At 41.0% G+C, this 18,375-nt stretch carries 4 protein-coding genes; all 4 read left to right on the top strand.

Translation table 11 applies throughout. From position 1 onward, the window contains the following. Positions 1–3,792 (top strand): non-ribosomal peptide synthetase (locus FCR06_RS14325; RefSeq protein ID WP_138500711.1); only part of this gene is annotated, 3,792 nt, incomplete at its 5' end. A 477-nt stretch (positions 3,793–4,269) separates the two neighbouring features. Then, positions 4,270–6,894 (top strand): TonB-dependent siderophore receptor, encoded by a 2,625-nt coding sequence (locus FCR06_RS14320; RefSeq protein ID WP_138500709.1) that lies wholly within the window; start codon positions 4,270–4,272, stop codon positions 6,892–6,894. A 963-nt stretch (positions 6,895–7,857) separates the two neighbouring features. Beyond that, positions 7,858–13,887 (top strand): type I polyketide synthase, encoded by a 6,030-nt coding sequence (locus tag FCR06_RS14315; RefSeq protein WP_138500707.1) that lies wholly within the window; start codon positions 7,858–7,860, stop codon positions 13,885–13,887. Positions 13,888–13,904: 17 nt separating this feature from the next. After that, a complete protein-coding gene (locus FCR06_RS14310) occupies positions 13,905–18,338 on the top strand; it encodes a MupA/Atu3671 family FMN-dependent luciferase-like monooxygenase (protein WP_138500705.1) in 4,434 nt (1,477 codons plus the stop codon). The last annotated feature ends 37 nt before the right edge of the window (positions 18,339–18,375 follow it).

The following is an 18,375-nucleotide window of genomic DNA, read 5'->3' as shown; positions in this document are numbered from 1 at the left end:
CAATACCCAGGAGTCAGAGAAACTGTAGTTGTGCCATCTGACACTCAAAGTTTAATCGCTTATTTAGTTCCACAAAAGGAGCAAATACTGGCAATTAATCAACTGCGAGGCTTTTTAGAATCCAAGTTGCCAAGCTACATGATTCCAGGGGCTTTCGTATTCTTAGAAGCACTACCCCTGACTCCTAATGGTAAGGTTGACCGTAAAGCACTGCCCGTGCTAAGTCAGACACAGCTAATACCTGAATCATATTTTGTACCTCCTTCCACACCAATTGAGGAGATGCTAGTTACTATTTGGGTTAAGGTTCTTGCTATTGAGAAGATTAGTATTCATGAAAATTTCTTTGAAGTAGGCGGACACTCTCTATTAGCAACACGTCTAATTTCTCAGATTAGGCAGGTTTTTCAGGTAGAACTTCCTTTACGTTATGTATTTGAAAAACCAACAATAGCCGAGCTGGCTAAAGAGATTGAAAAAGCCACCAAGATTGGCTTAAGAATTGATACACCAGACATTGAGCGAATTTCATGTTTGCAAGAGTTACCCCTATCCTTTGCTCAGCAACGATTATGGTTCCTTGCCAATTTAAATCCAAAGAGTTCCTTCTACAACATTCCTGCTGCTGTTCGGCTACAAGGCGAATTGAACCTCAAAGCACTACAACAAAGTTTCAATGAAATTCTTTGCCGTCATGAAGCCTTGCGAACTAACTTTCAAACAATTGAAGGGCAGCCCCTAGCAATCATTTCATCAGCGACACTAGTACCTTTGCCTGTATTTGACATTAGTGAATTACCTGCAAATCAACGAGAAGTTCAAGTCAGACAGCAAGCATTAGCAGAAGCACAACAACCCTTTGACCTGAAGAATGACCTGCTGCTGCGGGTGAAACTACTACGGCTAAGCGAACAAGATCATGTAGTGTTATTCACAATGCACCACATTGTCTCTGACGGTTGGTCGATAGGTGTGTTGGTGCGTGAGTTGGTAGCACTTTATCAAGCCTTCTGTGAGCAACAACCCTCCCCGCTAGCTGAACTACCTGTTCAATATGTAGACTTTGCAGCTTGGCAACGACAATGGCTACAAAAAGAGACGCTACAATCCCAGCTATCTTACTGGCTGAAGCAGTTACAAGGGGCACCAAAAGTACTGGAATTACCCACAGATCATCCACGTCTTCCTGTTCAGGCTTTCCAGGGTGCGACCTATTCATTTGAGCTATCCGATGAGTTATCGATAGCCTTGAATAAATTCAGCCAGCAGCAAGGAGCTACCTTATTTATGACCTTGCTGGCAGCTTTCCAGACTTTGTTATGGCGCTACACAAGCAGTGAAGATATTGTGGTCGGTTCACCCATCGCTAACCGTAATCGGGCAGAAATCGAAGGGTTAATTGGATTTTTTGTCAATACTTTGGTACTACGAACTAATTTTGCAGGTAATCCTACCTTTGAGGTGCTATTAAATCGTGTCCGAGAAGTGGCATTAGGAGCCTATGTACATCAGGATTTGCCTTTTGAACTATTGGTAGAAGAACTACAACCACAACGAGACTTAAGCCACGCACCACTATTTCAAGTAATGTTTGTGCTTCAAAATGCACCAATGTCGGATTTAAAGTTGCCTGGTATAACTTTAACTTCTCTGGAAATTGAAAGTAGTAGTGCCAAATTTGATTTGACTTTAGAGATGGCAGAAACAGCACAGGGACTATTTGCCACTCTGGAGTATAATACCGATTTATTTGAGGAAAGGACTATCAGCCGGATGGCAGGACATTTACAGTCCTTGCTTGAAGGTATTGTTGCAAATCCCCGGCAGCGGCTTTCGGAGTTACCACTATTAACACAACCTGAACAACACCAGTTCATGGAGTGGAATAACACGCAAACTGAATATCCCCAAGAAAAAACCATCCACGAGTTATTTGAAGCGCAAGTGGAAAGAACACCGGACGCCGTAGCGGTGGTTTTTGAAGATGAGCAGTTAACCTATGGTCAACTCAACGCCAGAGCCAACCAACTAGCACATTATCTACGTACTTTAGGTGTAAAATCAGAAGTATTGGTGGGAATATGTGTAGAGCGATCGCTTTGGATGGTGATTGGACTATTAGCCATCCTCAAAGCAGGTGGCGCATAYGTACCACTAGACCCTACCTATCCTCAACAGCGTCTAAGCTTCATCCGAGAAGATGCTCAAATATCAGTATTACTAACACAGCAGCACCTCAAACAGAATTTGCCCCAACATCAGGGTTTTGTAGTTTGTCTAGATAGTGAGTGGCAAACAATAGCAAAGCTTAGCCAACAAAACCCAATCAGTGAGTGTACAACTGAGAACTTGGCTTATATCATTTATACATCCGGCTCAACAGGTCAACCCAAAGGGGTGTTAGTTAATCACAGCAATGTTGTTCGTTTACTAGCAGCAACTCAATGTTGGTATAACTTTAATCAAGATGATGTCTGGACATTATTCCACTCCATAGCCTTTGATTTCTCGGTTTGGGAGCTTTGGGGTGCATTGGTATATGGTGGAAAATTAGTAATAGTACCATACTGGCTAAGTCGTTCACCACAAGAATTCTACAAATTATTGTTGACACAGCAAGTCACAATACTCAACCARACACCATCAGCTTTTTCACAACTGATACACGCAGAATCGTTGGCAAATATCAGTAAATTAAACCTGCGAAAAGTGATTTTCGGTGGAGAAGCATTGCAACTTGAGAGTTTAAGACCTTGGTTTGAACGTCATGGYGACCAGTTTCCCCAGTTAATTAATATGTACGGCATTACAGAAACAACCGTGCATGTGACATATCGTCCGTTAACGATGCAAGATTTACAATTAGGATCCGCAAGTTTGATTGGGCGTCCGATTGCTGACTTACAAGTTTACTTATTAGATAAATATCTACAGCCAGTACCGATTGGTGTACCAGGCGAAATGTATATTGGTGGTGCTGGTGTGGTACGGGGCTATTTAAATCGACCACAACTAACACCTATTAGATTTATTCCCCATCCTTTTAGTAGTAAGCCAAATGCACGTCTTTACAAATCTGGTGATTTAGGTCGATATTTAGCCAATGGAGACATTGAATATTTGGGTCGTATTGACCAGCAAGTCAAAGTCCGTGGTTTCCGCATTGAGTTGGGAGAAATTGAGGCACTGATTAGCCAATACCCAGGAGTCAGAGAAACTGTAGTTGTGCCATCTGACACTCAAAGTTTAATCGCTTATTTAGTTCCACAAAAGGAGCAAATACTGGCAATTAATCAACTGCGAGGCTTTTTAGAATCCAAGTTGCCAAGCTACATGATTCCAGGGGCTTTCGTATTCTTAGAAGCACTACCCCTGACTCCTAATGGTAAGGTTGACCGTAAAGAGCTACCTACACCTGATACAGCACGTCCCGATTTGGAAGCAGTTTACCAATCACCCCAAACCGAGATAGAAAAAACTATTGCTAATATTTGGCAAGAGATACTGAATATTGAGAACATAGGAATTGATGATAACTTCTTTGAACTTGGTGGTCATTCATTGCTTTTAATTCAAGTTCATAACAAGTTACGTGGAATATTTAAGAGCGATTTATCTGTCCTCGATTTATTTAGATATCCAACTATAAGCTCTTTAGTAGATTATTTTCATCAAGTCAAAAATGGAAACCCATCTTTTGGTGTAACAGATATTGTCAGTGAAAAAATTGAAGCTGGTAAAGCTAAACAGAAAAAGCGTCTTCAAAAAATGAAATCTATTGAAAATATTTAAGGATGGATCGAATCGGCTAGTCAAAAGCAACTAAAAACTTACCTGTACATAAGCTAGGATTATTACTTTTTTCTGGAAGTCATCTGCCAACAGAAAAATTTAATCCTGTAAAACTGTTGACAAAATGCTCATCATCTGAGATTTTTACAAATAGACCTCTTGCAAAATTCCTTCTTTGCGTTCTCTTCTCTGCGTTTCTGCGCCTCTGCGTGAGATAAAAAAATATTTATGCAAGAGGTCTAATGTATATTAGCTAATAAATATAGCTAAGCAATCGTGATATTCACAGATTGTTTTGGAATTCTTCAACTCCCTTTGTGAATAAAAGCTGATAGATACTTGTAATTAATTCTCGATTAGCTGTAAAATATTTTTTCGGCTTGATAGTAATTTATCTCAATTAATAAGCAGCTATTTGCTGTGTAATTGGCATTATTCTTTCAGTCAGATGATATTGATGGGTGTGTGGAGTAGTAAATGAACCCAAAGCTGTTACCAAAAATTTTCTTTGTAGTGAGTTCTATTTCGTTTTGGGGTGCAATGAGCGCCACTGCTCAAGAAATACCTAAGCAAGAGGTACAAAGTAAGTCTGTTGCATCTGTAGTTCATAATTCCAAGTTAATCAGAGAGATTCGCCAACTGTCTCAGATAGAGCATCCCAAGACTAACGCCCAAATGCTAGTGCAGTCACCAGCACCCTCATCAGAAATTGTGCAGGTTATAGGAGTTAAAGCTACTCCCACTGACAAAGGTGTGGAGGTGATTTTACAGACTTCCAAAAGCGCGCAACTGCAAATCACAAATCGCAGTACTGGAAATAACTTTATTGCCGATATACCTAACTCACAATTACGTCTACCAAATGGTGATGCTTTTACATTTCGTTCAGAAAAACCGCTTGCAGAAATTACTGAGATAACAGTTACAAATCTTGATGCAAATACTATCCGAGTGACAGTGACAGGTAACACAGCGTTGCCAACCGTTGAGTTATTTGATGATGATACAGGTTTGGTTTTTGGGGTAGTATCTGCTGCAACGGCGGCGCAGCCACCAAATAAACCAGCGAGTGAAACACCCCCGCAGACACCACCATCCGCACAGAGTGATCAGCCGATTGAATTAGTCGTAACAGGTGAGCAAGACGGCTATAGCGTACCTAATGCTAATGTGGGCACCCGAACTGACACACCCTTGCGCGATATTCCCCAATCGATTCAGGTAGTGCCGCAACAGGTAATTGAAGACCAGCAAGCAACTCGCCTCACAGAAGTATTAAAAAATGTGCCAGGTGTTGTCACAGGAGGTCGAAGCCCTCGCGATCCTTTCAATACCATAAATATTCGGGGTTTTAGTGCTTTGTCACAGACTCTGCTCAATGGAGTACAAGACCGTTCAATTGGGTTTGTCGGGTTTGGCTCAAATATTGAGCGGGTTGAAGTGCTTAAAGGCCCCGCTTCGGTTCTATTCGGTCAAGGCGGACTCAGCGGCCAAGTCAACTTAGTTACCAAGCAACCATTGCGCGATCCTTTCTATTCCGTGGAAGCCTCTGCTGGCAACTACAATGCTTATAACAGTGCAATTGATTTATCCGGCCCGTTGAATGACAGTAAAACGGTATTATATCGTCTGAATGCTTCTGCTGGAACAACCGAAAGCTTTATTGATTTCTACAATCAACAGGAATATCTAATTGCACCTACTATAAGCTGGCAAATTAGTGACAGAACAAAGCTGACTCTAGAAGCAAGTTATTCCCTTACACAGGGTCCCTATGATTTTGGGATACCAGCAGTGGGAAGTATACTACCTAACCCCAATGGCACAATTCCTCGTAATCGTTCTCTGAGTGAGCCTGATTTGAATAATGCTGCTAACGGTGCATTTCGGATTGGCTATAACTTTGAACATCGCTTTAGTGAAAATTGGCAAGCGCGGAGCGTTTTTCAGACTTCTTTGTATCACCTAAGACGAAATATTCTCGCTCCTTTGGGATTAGAAGACGATTTGCGTACCATAGATAGAGGCATTGAGAATTTTAAAGATGATGAAAATACTTATAATTTAGACAATTACGTGGTCGCTAAGTTGGCAACAGGTGGTATCAAGCATGAGCTAGTTGCTGGATTTAACTTGAGCAGAACTGACACTACTACCAGTGATGTTTTCAGTGACACTACTACTCTGGATCTTTTTAATCCTGTGTATGGAAATGTTACAGAAAATTTCCTTCCAGATTTTAATTACGAAAGTAGGCAGCAACAATTAGGTTTTTACCTTCAAGACCAAATCGCCCTAGCAGACAACTTAAAAGTACTTTTGGGTGGGCGCTTTGACATTGTCAATGCACAGTTTAGAGATTTATTAAATCAAACAAGCGACTTCAAGCAAGCAGAAGCTTTTAGCCCCCGTGTTGGCATTGTTTACCAGCCTATTCAACCGCTTTCATTCTACGCCAGTTATAGCCGTTCATTTGATCTGGGAGCATCTGCATTCGGTACAGGTTTACCGGAACCAGAACGAGGAACGCAGTATGAAATCGGGGTTAAAGCCGATTTGACTAACCGATTAGCTGCAACCTTGGCATTTTATGATTTGACTCGCACAAATCTACCAACCTCAGATCCAAATGATCCTCGATTAACAATTCTAGTTGGGGAACAGCGCAGTCGGGGGATTGAATTTGATATTTCTGGGGAAATTTTACCAGGGTGGAATATCATTGGTGGCTATGCCTACACTGATGCAATAATCACAGAAGATAACAACTTACCAGTAGGTAATCAACTGACTAATGTGCCAAAACATGCGCTTAACCTCTGGACAACTTACGAAATTCAATCTGGCAGCTTAAAAGGATTAGGTTTCGGTCTAGGAGCCTTTTATTACGGAGATAGACAAGCCGACATCAACAACACAGTTGAGTTACCTAGTTATATCCGCACAGATGCAGCTATTTACTATAAGCGGGACAATTACCGAGCTGCGATTAATATCAGAAATTTGTTTGACACTGATTATTTTGTTTCTGCACAAAACCTGAATCGGATTATACCTGGCGATCCTCTGACAATCCAGGGCACAATTACCTGGCAGTTTTAAGCAAATCTTTTAGTATCCTACGCTTCTATATGATCGCGATGAAGCGTAGCACCTTCACTTTAATTGAACAATGCCAAAACTTTCTTAGGTGGTCGCCTCCTCTTCTTAAAAGGTTATTCGCACGCAATATTATATTATGATCAGTTTTTGAAGACAAAATGAGAATAACTACCATTACTTGAAAATGGCTCGTTTTAGATCTAAATATCATAGTAAATAGCTTCTGATAAGTAACACTGATAAATCTCAAAGTTTTGATACTTAATCACGATGTCTTATCTGTTGCTAATGCTAATAATTATCGTTATGATAATTTAGGCTAATTAAAAAAGTTGCAATTAAAACGATAAAATTAGCTTAAGAAATCATTAGTATTTAGGTAGTTTCAATAGTTGGTTAAACTAATCATTGTGTTTAGTTTAGTGAACTAATCAATAGCAACCTGGCTTAGATCGTCTATACCATTGGTTAAAGAGGCAAATCTAAAGACGTGTAAATTTCCGTCCTGTGGCAGCATTGAGTAGTACGAGAAACGGTAGTTGCAATTTGTTCTTGAAAAACAGATTCTCAAAAGCTTAGTAATCTATTTAGTTATTCAAAAAAAGCAAACCCTGACAATTTTGGTGCTACGCATCTTTTGAAAGTCGAAGCTGACAATGTATTAGATATCTGACTACATTAATCCTGTCAAAGTTGTAATTAACTAACTGCCTTCTTTACGAGATGCTATGCGAACAGACAGCGAACGTATTATGAAGACGCCGAAAAAATAAATAGAAGCTTTCATATTTTATTTAGGATTAGTGTAGAGGTATTTAGCTAATTTTTTAAGAAAGTCAAAAAGAAAAATCTTTTAGTGTAATAAATATTATCAACAAAAAAAAGATAAGCTGGTAAATATCAAAAACAAACCACCTTTAAAAAATTAAATATCTTAAAAAGATTTAAGGATTAAGCGAACTTATGAGTGCTGCGATGCCTAATTCTCTGAATGGTTCAGAAATAGCAGTTATCGGCTTAACAGGGTGTTTCCCTGGAGCAAAAAATATTGATAAATTCTGGGAAAATCTCCAACAAGGTAGAGAATCAATCTCTTTTTTCACAGACGAAGAACTGTTGTCATCAGGCATAAGTTCATCTACATTAAATGACCCTAACTATGTAAAAGCACACGCTATATTAGAAGACGCAGAATTATTTGACGCTTCATTCTTTGGTTTTAATCCTAGAGAAGCAGAAATTACCGATCCCCAGCATCGAATTTTTCTAGAGTGTGCTTGGTCGGCTCTGGAAAGTGCTGGATACGATTCGCAAACTTATAAAGGTGCTATTGGTGTTTATGGTGGCTCTAGTTTGAGCAGCTACTTACTTAATATTTATCTAAATCAAAATATTATAAATTCTATCGATCCTCAACAACTGACAATAGCAGCTAATAAAGATTATTTAACTACTCGCGTTTCTTACAAACTAAACTTAGAAGGCCCAAGTTACGCAGTACAAACTGCCTGCTCAACTTCATTAGTTGCTGTTCACTTAGCTATCATGAGCTTGCTCAATGGTGAATGTGACATTGCTTTAGCTGGTGGCGTTGCTATTAATGCAGAAAGAAAAGCTGGCTATATGTATACAGAAGGAGGAATAGCGTCTCCTGACGGACATTGCCGTACCTTTGATGCTAGGGCCGAAGGGTCTGTGGGCGGTGAGGGTGTGGGCATTGTAGTGTTGAAGCGATTAGAAGATGCTTTAAACGATCGCGATCGCATTCATGCTGTAATCAAAGGATCGGCAATTAATAACGATGGTTCATTGAAGGTAAGCTACACAGCACCCCGCATCGATACTCAAGCAAAGGTAATTAGAACGGCCCAAATCGTAGCCGAAGTAGAACCTGAGACAATTACTTATATTGAAGCTCACGGTACAGCAACAGTTTTAGGCGATCCCATCGAAATTGCCGCCTTGACACAAGCTTTTCGCTTTAGTACCCAGAAGAAAGGATTTTGCGCCATTGGTTCGGTTAAAACCAATATTGGGCATTTGGATACTGCGGCTGGTGTGACGGGACTTATCAAGACCGTCTTAGCCCTGAAGCACAAACAAATACCAGCCAGCTTACACTTTGAGCAGCCTAATCCAGAAATTGACTTTGCTAACAGCCCCTTCTACGTCAATACTACACTTGCAGAATGGCACACAGATGGCACACCTCGACGTGCAGGAGTTAGTTCTTTTGGGTTAGGGGGAACCAATGCCCATGTAATTCTTGAAGAAGCCCCAATTGTTCAACCTTCCAGTTCCTCTCGTCCTTGGCAGTTGTTGATGTTATCTGCCAAAACCAGTTCAGCATTGGAAACGGCTACTACAAATCTAGCTAATTACTTCCAAGAGCATCCCAATTTAAACCTCGCCGATGTAGCTTATACATTACAAATTGGGCGTAGAGCTTTCGAGCATCGGCGCACAGTTGTCTGCCGAGATATTCAAGATGCTATCAACGCACTTCAAGATTCCAAACGAGTTCTCACCACTACTCACAAAACTCAGGAACGCCCGGTTGCCTTCATGTTTTCTGGACTGGGAACTCACTACGTTGATATGGGTCTCGAACTTTATCAAACTGAGCCAACATTTCGTACTTGTGTTGACCAATGCTGCGAACTCCTCAAACCCCACCTGGGTCTAGATTTGCGAGATGTCTTGTATCCCAATAGAAATAGTGAGAATGGAAATAAATCAAATACTCTCTCTGGTGGGCTAGATTTGCGAAAAATGCTCGGTCGGGGAACCCAACCAGCAGATGTAGCCACGCAAAAACTCAATCAAACCGTTTATACCCAACCAGCTCTGTTCGTGATTGAATACGCTTTAGCTCAATTGTGGATATCCTGGGGAATTCGTCCTACGGCAATGATTGGCTATAGCATCGGTGAATATGTTGCAGCAACTCTAGCAGAAGTTTTATCTTTGGAAGATGCCTTAACCTTGGTAGCTAAAAGAGCGCAAATGATTCAACAGTTGCCTGAAGGAGCAATGTTGGCAATTGGGCTTTCAGAAGAAGAAATACAGCCCTTATTGAATGAGAAGATTTCTCTATCTGCAATTAACGGCTCATCGTTGTGTGTGATTGCAGGTGCTACTGATGCTATTGAGGAAGTAGAACGACGGTTGAGTGAAAGAGGTTTAATTGGTAAGCGTTTACAGAGTTCTCATGCTTTTCATTCTGTAATGATGGAAGCGATCGCACCTAGCTTTTATAATTTAGTTCAAACATTCACTCTCAAGCCACCGACGATTCCTTATTTATCCAACGTTACCGGAACTTGGATTACAGCAACCCAAGCAACAGATGCAAGTTATTGGGTACAGCACCTCTGTCAAGCAGTACGCTTTGCTTCGGGAGTGCAACAATTATCACAAAAAGATAATCCGATTTTATTAGAAGTTGGCCCCGGTCAGGCATTGAGCAGTTTTGCACTGCAATGTCTAGAAAATGAGGATAGAACAACATCGGTGATATTGCCTTCCCTGCGGCATTCCTACGAGCAACAATCAGATGTTGCATTTTTAATCAATACATTGGGTCGCCTGTGGTTGGCTGGGGTAAAAGTAGACTGGTCTGGTTTTTATGTTCAGGAACAACGCGGCCGCATTCCCTTACCGACGTATCCTTTTGAACGTCAGCGTTACTGGATTGATGCTAACCCTGAAGTTAATTTGGCAACGCCATTACAGAAAAAAACTAATATTGCCGACTGGTTTTATATCCCCTCCTGGAAACGCTCTCCACAGATAACAGCAAAACCAGCACAAAATTTATATCATTTAGTATTTATTGATCCAATTGGTATAGGTTCCGAAATAGCCAAACAGTTGGAATTACAAGGGCATGATGTCATTACTGTGACTGTTGGAGAACAGTTTACACAACTGGGGCGACGCCGTTACGCAATTAATCCCCAAACAAGTAGTGACTATGATACTTTGCTCAAAGAACTTGATGCATTGGATTTAAACCCAAATGTGATTAGCCATTTTTGGAGTCTTATCCCCAACGCCCAGGGAAAATTAGCTCATCAGTTCTTTGAAGAATGTCAAAATAATGGATTTTATAGTTTACTTTTCCTCGCACAAGCCTTAGGAAGACAAAAAGTTACCGATAATATCCAAATTCTAGTTGTTAGTGACAATGTGCAAGAGGTAAACGGTGACGAAAACTTATGCCCCGAAAAGGCAACTGTCATCGGACTATGTAAGGTGATTCCTCAAGAGTATCCTCATATTACCTGTCGTAACATTGATGTGGTAATTCCATCAGGGACATACCAAGAAAATCAACTCATAGACCAACTTTCAGCAGAACTCACCCATCAGCTATCTGAGAATATGGTTGCCTACCGTAGCAAACATCGTTGGGTGGAAACTTTTGAACCAACACAACTCCAACAACCAGATGAGCAAACAATTCCCCTAAAAGAAGGGGGAGTATACTTAATCGTTGGTGGTCTAGGAGATATTGGCTTAGTACTAGCAGAATATCTCGCCCAAACAGCCGATACCAAGCTAATTCTCACCGGGCGTTCTGGTCTGCCAGCAAAACAAGATTGGTCTCAATGGTTAGCAACTCACGATGATAGCGATGATATCAGTTGCAAAATTCAGAAAGTACAAGCATTAGAAGCATTGGGTGCAGAAGTTTTGATTTGCCGCGCCGATGTTGCCAATCTCCAACAAATGCAAACAGTAATGACTGAAGCATCAAACCGCTTTGGTCAGATTCATGGGGTAATCCATGCAGCAGGGATAAAGTTATTTAGCACTGTTCAACAAATAAGTAAAACTGAATGTGAAAGTCAATTCAGTTCTACAGGTTATGGATTATTTGTATTAGAAAATATCTTACAAGGAAAAGAGCTAGATTTTTGTGTAGTCATATCCTCATTAGCATCTGTTTTGGGGGTTATGGGCATGGCCGCCTATCCAGCAGCGCACATATTCACTGATGCTTTTGTACATAAACATAACCAAACAAGCCTTTTCCCGTGGCTGAGTATTAATTATGGCGATTGGATTATTCAAGAATCCTCACGATCAAAAACCTTACTAAAAGGTGGGGATTCGATGATGTCAAAACAAGAAGGCCTTGAGGTTTTTAAACGTGCCTTATCTTTAAATAAATTTACTCAGGTAATCACATCTACAGTAGATTTGCAAACTAGTATCAATAGATGGATTAAACTTGAATTAAATCAAACTGAAGCACAAAAAGCCAGCTCTGCTTCACTTTATTTAAGACCTAATTTAGATAGTAATTATGTTGCTCCGAGAAACGAGTTAGAGCAAACCATTGCTAACATCTGGCAAGAACTCCTGGGTATTGAACTTATAGGCATTCACGATAACTTTTTTGAATTAGGAGGAGATTCTGTTCTCGGTATTCAAGTTAGTGCGAGAGCCGCTAAAGCAGGTTATCGACTTGCTCCTCAGCAATTGTTTGAACACCAAACAATTGCCGAACTAGCAGAGGTAACAAGTACAAAACAAGTTGTCCAAGCAGAGCAAGGCTTAGTAACTGGTTTGCTGCCTCTAACACCTATCCAGCATTGGTTCTTTGAACAAAATTTACCAGAACCGCATCACTGGAACATGGCATTCTTTGTAGAGGTAATGCAAGTTCTCGATCCGGCTTTGTTAGAAAAGGCATGGCAGTATTTATTCATACATCACGATGCACTTCGGCTGCGGTTTATCTCCTCTGAATCTGGTTGGCAGGAGGTGAATAGTGGTTTGGAAGAAGTAAATTTAATACATAAAGATTTATCGGCATTGTCAGCCGAGATGCAAAAATCTTCTATGGAAGCGATCGCCACGGAACTACAAGCTAGCTTAAACCTGTCAGAGGGGCCAATTGTCCGGGGTGTACTTTTTAATTTGGGTGTCAACTCCTCAAACCGCTTGTTGATTATCATCCACCACTTGGCAGTGGATTTCGGCTCGTGGCGAATCTTACTAGAGGATCTTGAGACCGCTTATCAACAGCTTAGCAAAGGTCAAGCAATTCAACTGCCGCAGAAAACCACCTCTTTTAAGCAGTGGTCACAACGATTAAAGGAATATGCTAACTGTGAAAAGTTGCACAAAACGTTAAATTCCTGCCTCAGCGAACGTTACAACCAAGTTTATCCCTTACCGATAGATTATCCTGGAGGCATTAACAATGTAGCATCAGACCAAACTGTTTCAGTAGGATTAACTGAAACTGAAACTCAGGCATTACTTCAGGAGGTTCTAGGAGTCTATCGAACTAATACACAAGAAGTTTTATTGACTGCTCTTGTAGAGACTTTTAAACAATGGACAGGCAAAAAATGGCTACTGTTTAATACTGAAGAAGATCCGCGGGACGCAAGTATTACTATAGATAATGTGGATATATCACGGACAGTAGGTTGGCTGACTACTCTTTATCCTGTGCTGTTGGATTTAGAAGGCGCTGAAAATCTTGGGGATGCATTGAAAACTGTTAAAGAGCAGTTTCGTGACATTTCTAGTAGAACCATCGAGCCGGGAATGCTACGCTACTTGAGTGAGGATACAACACTTATAGAGAAAATGCGATCGCTTCCCCAAGCAGAAGTGTTTTTTCTCTATCTTGGTCAGTTTGGTAAAAGCTTCGACCAAGCTTCTATGCTCAGACCAACTGAAGAATCCACTGGAGCGTTGTACAGTACTAAAGGAACTAGTCCCCATTTGCTAGGCGTAACTGCATGGGTTAATGAAGAAGGTCAGTTAAGACTGGAATTTGGTTATAGCACAAATTTGCATCGACGCCAGACTATAGAAAAACTAGCTCAGAGTTTTGTCGAAGTACTCAAATCTTTAATCGCCTACTGTCGCTCCCTTGATGCAGTGGAGTATACTCCTTCAGACTTTTCGGCAGCAAACATCAATCAAGAAAATTTGAGTAGCCTGCTGGCTCAGATTAGTCAGTAATACAGGAGGAATTTTCTATGAACCAAAAGAATATTGAAGATATATATGAACTTTCACCCTTACAACAGGGTATGCTTTTTCACACGCTGGTTGCACCAGATTCGGGAATGTATTTTGAGCAGTTCTGCTACTCTTTAAAAACTCAAATTGATGTTCCAGCTTTTGAGAAAGCTTGGCAGCGAGTTTTAAACCGACATCCGATTTTGCGTACTTCCTTCTACTGGGAAAATCTTGATAAGCCATATCAAGTGGTGTATCGACAAGTAGATTTGCCTTGGGATTTTCAAGACTGGCGTCAAATGTCTTTAGCAGAAACAGAAAAGCAATTAGAAGTTTTTTTAGCAGCAGATCGCAAACAAGGCTTTACACTTTCTGAGGTTCCACTTATCCGTCTGACATTAATTCAGGTGGCTGACAACACTTATCAATTTGTTTTCAGCTTTCACCATATATTGATGGAAGGGTGGTCTTTAACATGGCTATGGAAAGAATTCTATGAATTCTATAATGCCTTTTGTCAAGGTGAGGATTTAGATCTCGAATATCCTCGTCCCTTTAAAGAATATATTTCTTGGCTACAGCAGCAAGATATCTCAAAGGCGGAAATTTACTGGCGCGAGATGCTTAGAGGATTTACAGTACCGACACCACTAATGATGGACAAAGGCGGTACTTTCTCTAGTGAAGAGGAAAACCATGATTGTCAACAAACCCTACTCTCGCTAACAACGACAGATGCCTTGAATTCCCTGGCGCGAAAGTATCACCTGACCCTAAATATCCTACTTAAGGGAGCTTGGGCTATACTTTTGAGCCGCTATAGCGGTGAGTCAGATATAGTTTTTGGAGCTACATCTTCGGGCAGGCCTACGGAATTGGCAGAAGCAGAGTCGATGATGGGACTTTTCGCCAACACATTGCCGTTACGAGTAGAAGTAGATAGTGATGCTTTGCTGATACCTTGGTTGAGAAAGCTGCAAATTCAAGAAGTAGAAATGCGTCAGTATGAATATAGTCCACTGATGCAGATTCAACAATGGAGTCAAATCCCTCGTGGGTTGCCATTATTTGAGAGTCTTTTAGTTTTTAATAACTATTTAGTAGATGATACTAGTGAAAAGCTAGCTCAAAGCTTGGTTATAGGTGAAGCTCGGGTATTTGAAAAGACAAATTATCCTCTTACCCTCCAGGTATATCCTGGTTCAGATTTATTACTATCAATTGCCTATGATACTCGTCGTTTTGATAGTGCGACGATTAATCGGATAATAGGACATTTAAAGACTTTGCTAGAAAGTATAGTTGCTAATCCCGAACAACAACTTCGAGATTTGTCCTTACTGACTGCACAAGAAAAATATCAATTGCTGCAAGAGTGGAATGATACAGAAATTGAGTATGCTCAAGAAAAGTGCATTCATCAGTTATTTGAAGCGCAAGTAGAACGCACACCTAATGCAGTCGCAGTGGTGTTTGAAGATGAAGAATTAACTTATGGTCAACTAAACACCAAAGCCAACCAATTAGCACATTATTTGCGTTCATTGGGAGTAAAACCAGATGTATTAGTCGGGATTTGTGTAGAGCGATCGCTCGATATGATTATCGGACTATTAGCTATCCTCAAAGCAGGTGGTGCTTATGTCCCGTTAGACCCAGCATACCCCCAAGAACGCCTAACTTTTATGTTGGCAGATGCTCAAGTGCCAGTGCTGCTAACTCAACAAAAATTGCTAGAAAAACTGCCAAATTCTGGTGCATCGGTGGTTTGCCTCGATACAGATTGGCAGATAATTCAAATGGCAAGCGACCAGAATCTTCCAATAACCTTCTCGCCAGAAAACTTAGCATATACAATCTACACTTCTGGCTCCACAGGTAAGCCAAAGGGAGTAATGGTCAGTCATGGCAACGTTGTCAATTTCTTTACAGGAATGGACAATAAAATTGGCAGCGATCGCCCAGGTACTTGGTTAGCAGTTACTAGCATTTCCTTTGATATCTCAGTGTTAGAGTTGCTGTGGACACTGACACGCGGTTTTGAAGTTGTAATTAATGGTGATTTCAGACGTGCTATTGCGACTGAAGTAGACCAAATCACAGATAAAGAAATGGCATTTAGCCTTTTCTATTTTGCTAGTGACGAGCTACAGGCAGGCACAAATAAGTATCAGTTACTACTTGAAGGTGCTAAGTTTGCCGACAAACAGGGCTTTGCGGCAATCTGGACTCCAGAGCGACACTTTCATGAATTTGGCGGTCTATACCCAAATCCCTCCGTTGTCAGTGCAGCGATCGCCACAATTACAGAGCAAATTCAAATTCGTGCTGGTAGTATTGTTTTACCGTTACAAAACCCGATTCGAGTTGCTGAAGAATGGTCTGTAGTTGATAACCTTTCTGGAGGCAGAGTTGGTATCTCCTTTGCTTCTGGTTGGCACGCCGATGATTTTGTCTTAGCACCAGACAGGTATAGCGATCGTTTCCAAATCATGTTTCGTGACATCGAAACTGTCCGCCAACTCTGGCGGGGAAAATCAATAACCCTGCCAGGCGGTAGCGGCAAAGAAGTAGAAGTAAAGATTCATCCCCAACCGATTCAGCCGCAAGTACCGATTTGGGTTACAGCAGCCGGTAGCCCCGAAACTTTTCATAGAGCGGGTGAAATTGGTGCTAACTTGCTTACCCATTTACTCGGTCAAAATCTAGAGGAACTAGAGGAAAAAATTGCGATTTATCGTCAATCCTGGCAGGAACACGGTCATGTGGGAGCAGGTCAGGTGACGCTGATGATTCACACCTTTGTGGGTGAGGACATTGATATTGTGCGAGAAAAGGTGCGGCAACCTTTCTGCGATTACTTGAAAAGTTCTCTGAGTTTGTGGAAGAACTTAGCAAAAAGTTTAGGTGAGGATATTGATGTAGATAACTTTAGTGCCCAAGAGCAAGAGCAATTGCTGAATTACGCTTTCAATCGTTACTTTGAAACGAGTAGTTTGTTAGGCACACCCAGCACTTGCTTGCAGATGATTAATCGACTCAAGGCTATAGGGGTAGATGAGGTTGCATGTCTGATTGATTTTGGCGTGGATGTGGAATCTGTGTTGTCTAGTTTACATCATCTAAATACAGTCAGAGAATTGAGCAACAAAAAAATAGATAAAAATGACACTAGCAACACCGACTATTCCTTAGCTGCTGAAATTGCAAGACACAATGTCACACATCTGCAATGCACTCCGTCTCTAGCAAGAATGCTAATTCAGGATAATAAAACGTTGAGTGCAATGGGTTCGCTCTGTAAATTGATGCTTGGTGGTGAAGCGTTACCAATTTCTCTAGCAGAACAGTTGCGTACTCAACTCTCGGCAGAAATTCATAATATGTACGGCCCCACAGRAACAACTATTTGGTCTACAAGCTATAACCTCAAAGAAACCAGCAATATAGTACCAATCGGACGCCCAATTGCCAACACAGAAATTTACATTCTTGATCGCCATTTACAACCAGTACCTATTGGGATTCCTGGTGAACTCTACATTGGCGGTAAAGGTGTGGTGCGTGGTTACTTGAACCAACCACAGTTAACTCGAGAGCGCTTCATCTCCAATCCTTTTAGCACAAACCCAAACAACAAACTCTATAAAACTGGAGACTTAGCACAGTATCTACCAAACGGTAACATTGAGTTTCTCGGTCGTGTAGATCATCAAGTAAAATTTCAGGGATATCGCATTGAGTTAAACGAGATAGAAACTGTTTTGAGTCAATATCCTGCGGTAATGGAAACTGTTGTTGTCGCCCGAGAGGAGCAACCAGGAAACAAACGCCTAGTAGCTTATATTGTTCCAACACAACAACCACAAGGCATTACACCCGCACCAAAAACGCAAGTGTTGACCGAGGAAACAATAGTAAATAAACCCACCTTTTCAATCGGCGACTTACGAGCATTTATCAAAGAAAGGTTACCTGAGTACATGGTACCCTCAACCTTTGTAACCCTCAACGCCCTACCTCTAACACCCAATGGCAAAATAGACCGCAATGCATTACCTGCACCAGAAACTTTCAGACCAGAATTAGAAGTATCTTATGTAGCGCCGAAGACCGAAGTGGAAAAAGTGATTGCATCTATTTGGCAAGAATTACTTCAGGTGGAAAAAGTGGGAATTCATGATAATTTCTTTGAACTTGGTGGTCATTCATTGCTATTAATTCAAGTTACTAGCAAGTTGCAAAAAGTATTTCAACGAGATTTCACCTTGGTTGATATGTTTCAATATCCGACCATCAGTAACCTGGTTAAATATTTTAGTCAGCAATCGAGTGAAGAAACATCTGTTTCCCGACCTACTCATCATCCAGAGAACAGAACAGCTTCAGTACAAAGGCGAAAACAAGTTAGGAAAGAGCGCCGAGCAGCAATCAAGGAAAAAGATTTTTAGTGTCACACGAATACTGGAATATTGATGACCTGTAGAA

Origin of the sequence: Nostoc sp. PA-18-2419, from assembly GCF_005869855.1 — a bacterium.
Lineage (GTDB): Bacteria > Cyanobacteriota > Cyanobacteriia > Cyanobacteriales > Nostocaceae > Nostoc.
The sequence above is the reverse complement of the archived record's forward strand: the minus strand, read 5'-3'. Positions and strand labels throughout refer to the sequence as shown.

What these genes read in the sequence shown, in the direction of transcription:
- FCR06_RS14320 (WP_138500709.1), top strand. Translation starts at nt 4,270, where the DNA reads ATGAACCCAAAGCTGTTACCAAAAATTTTCTTTGTAGTGAGTTCTATT.
- FCR06_RS14315 (WP_138500707.1), top strand. Translation starts at nt 7,858, where the DNA reads ATGAGTGCTGCGATGCCTAATTCTCTGAATGGTTCAGAAATAGCAGTT.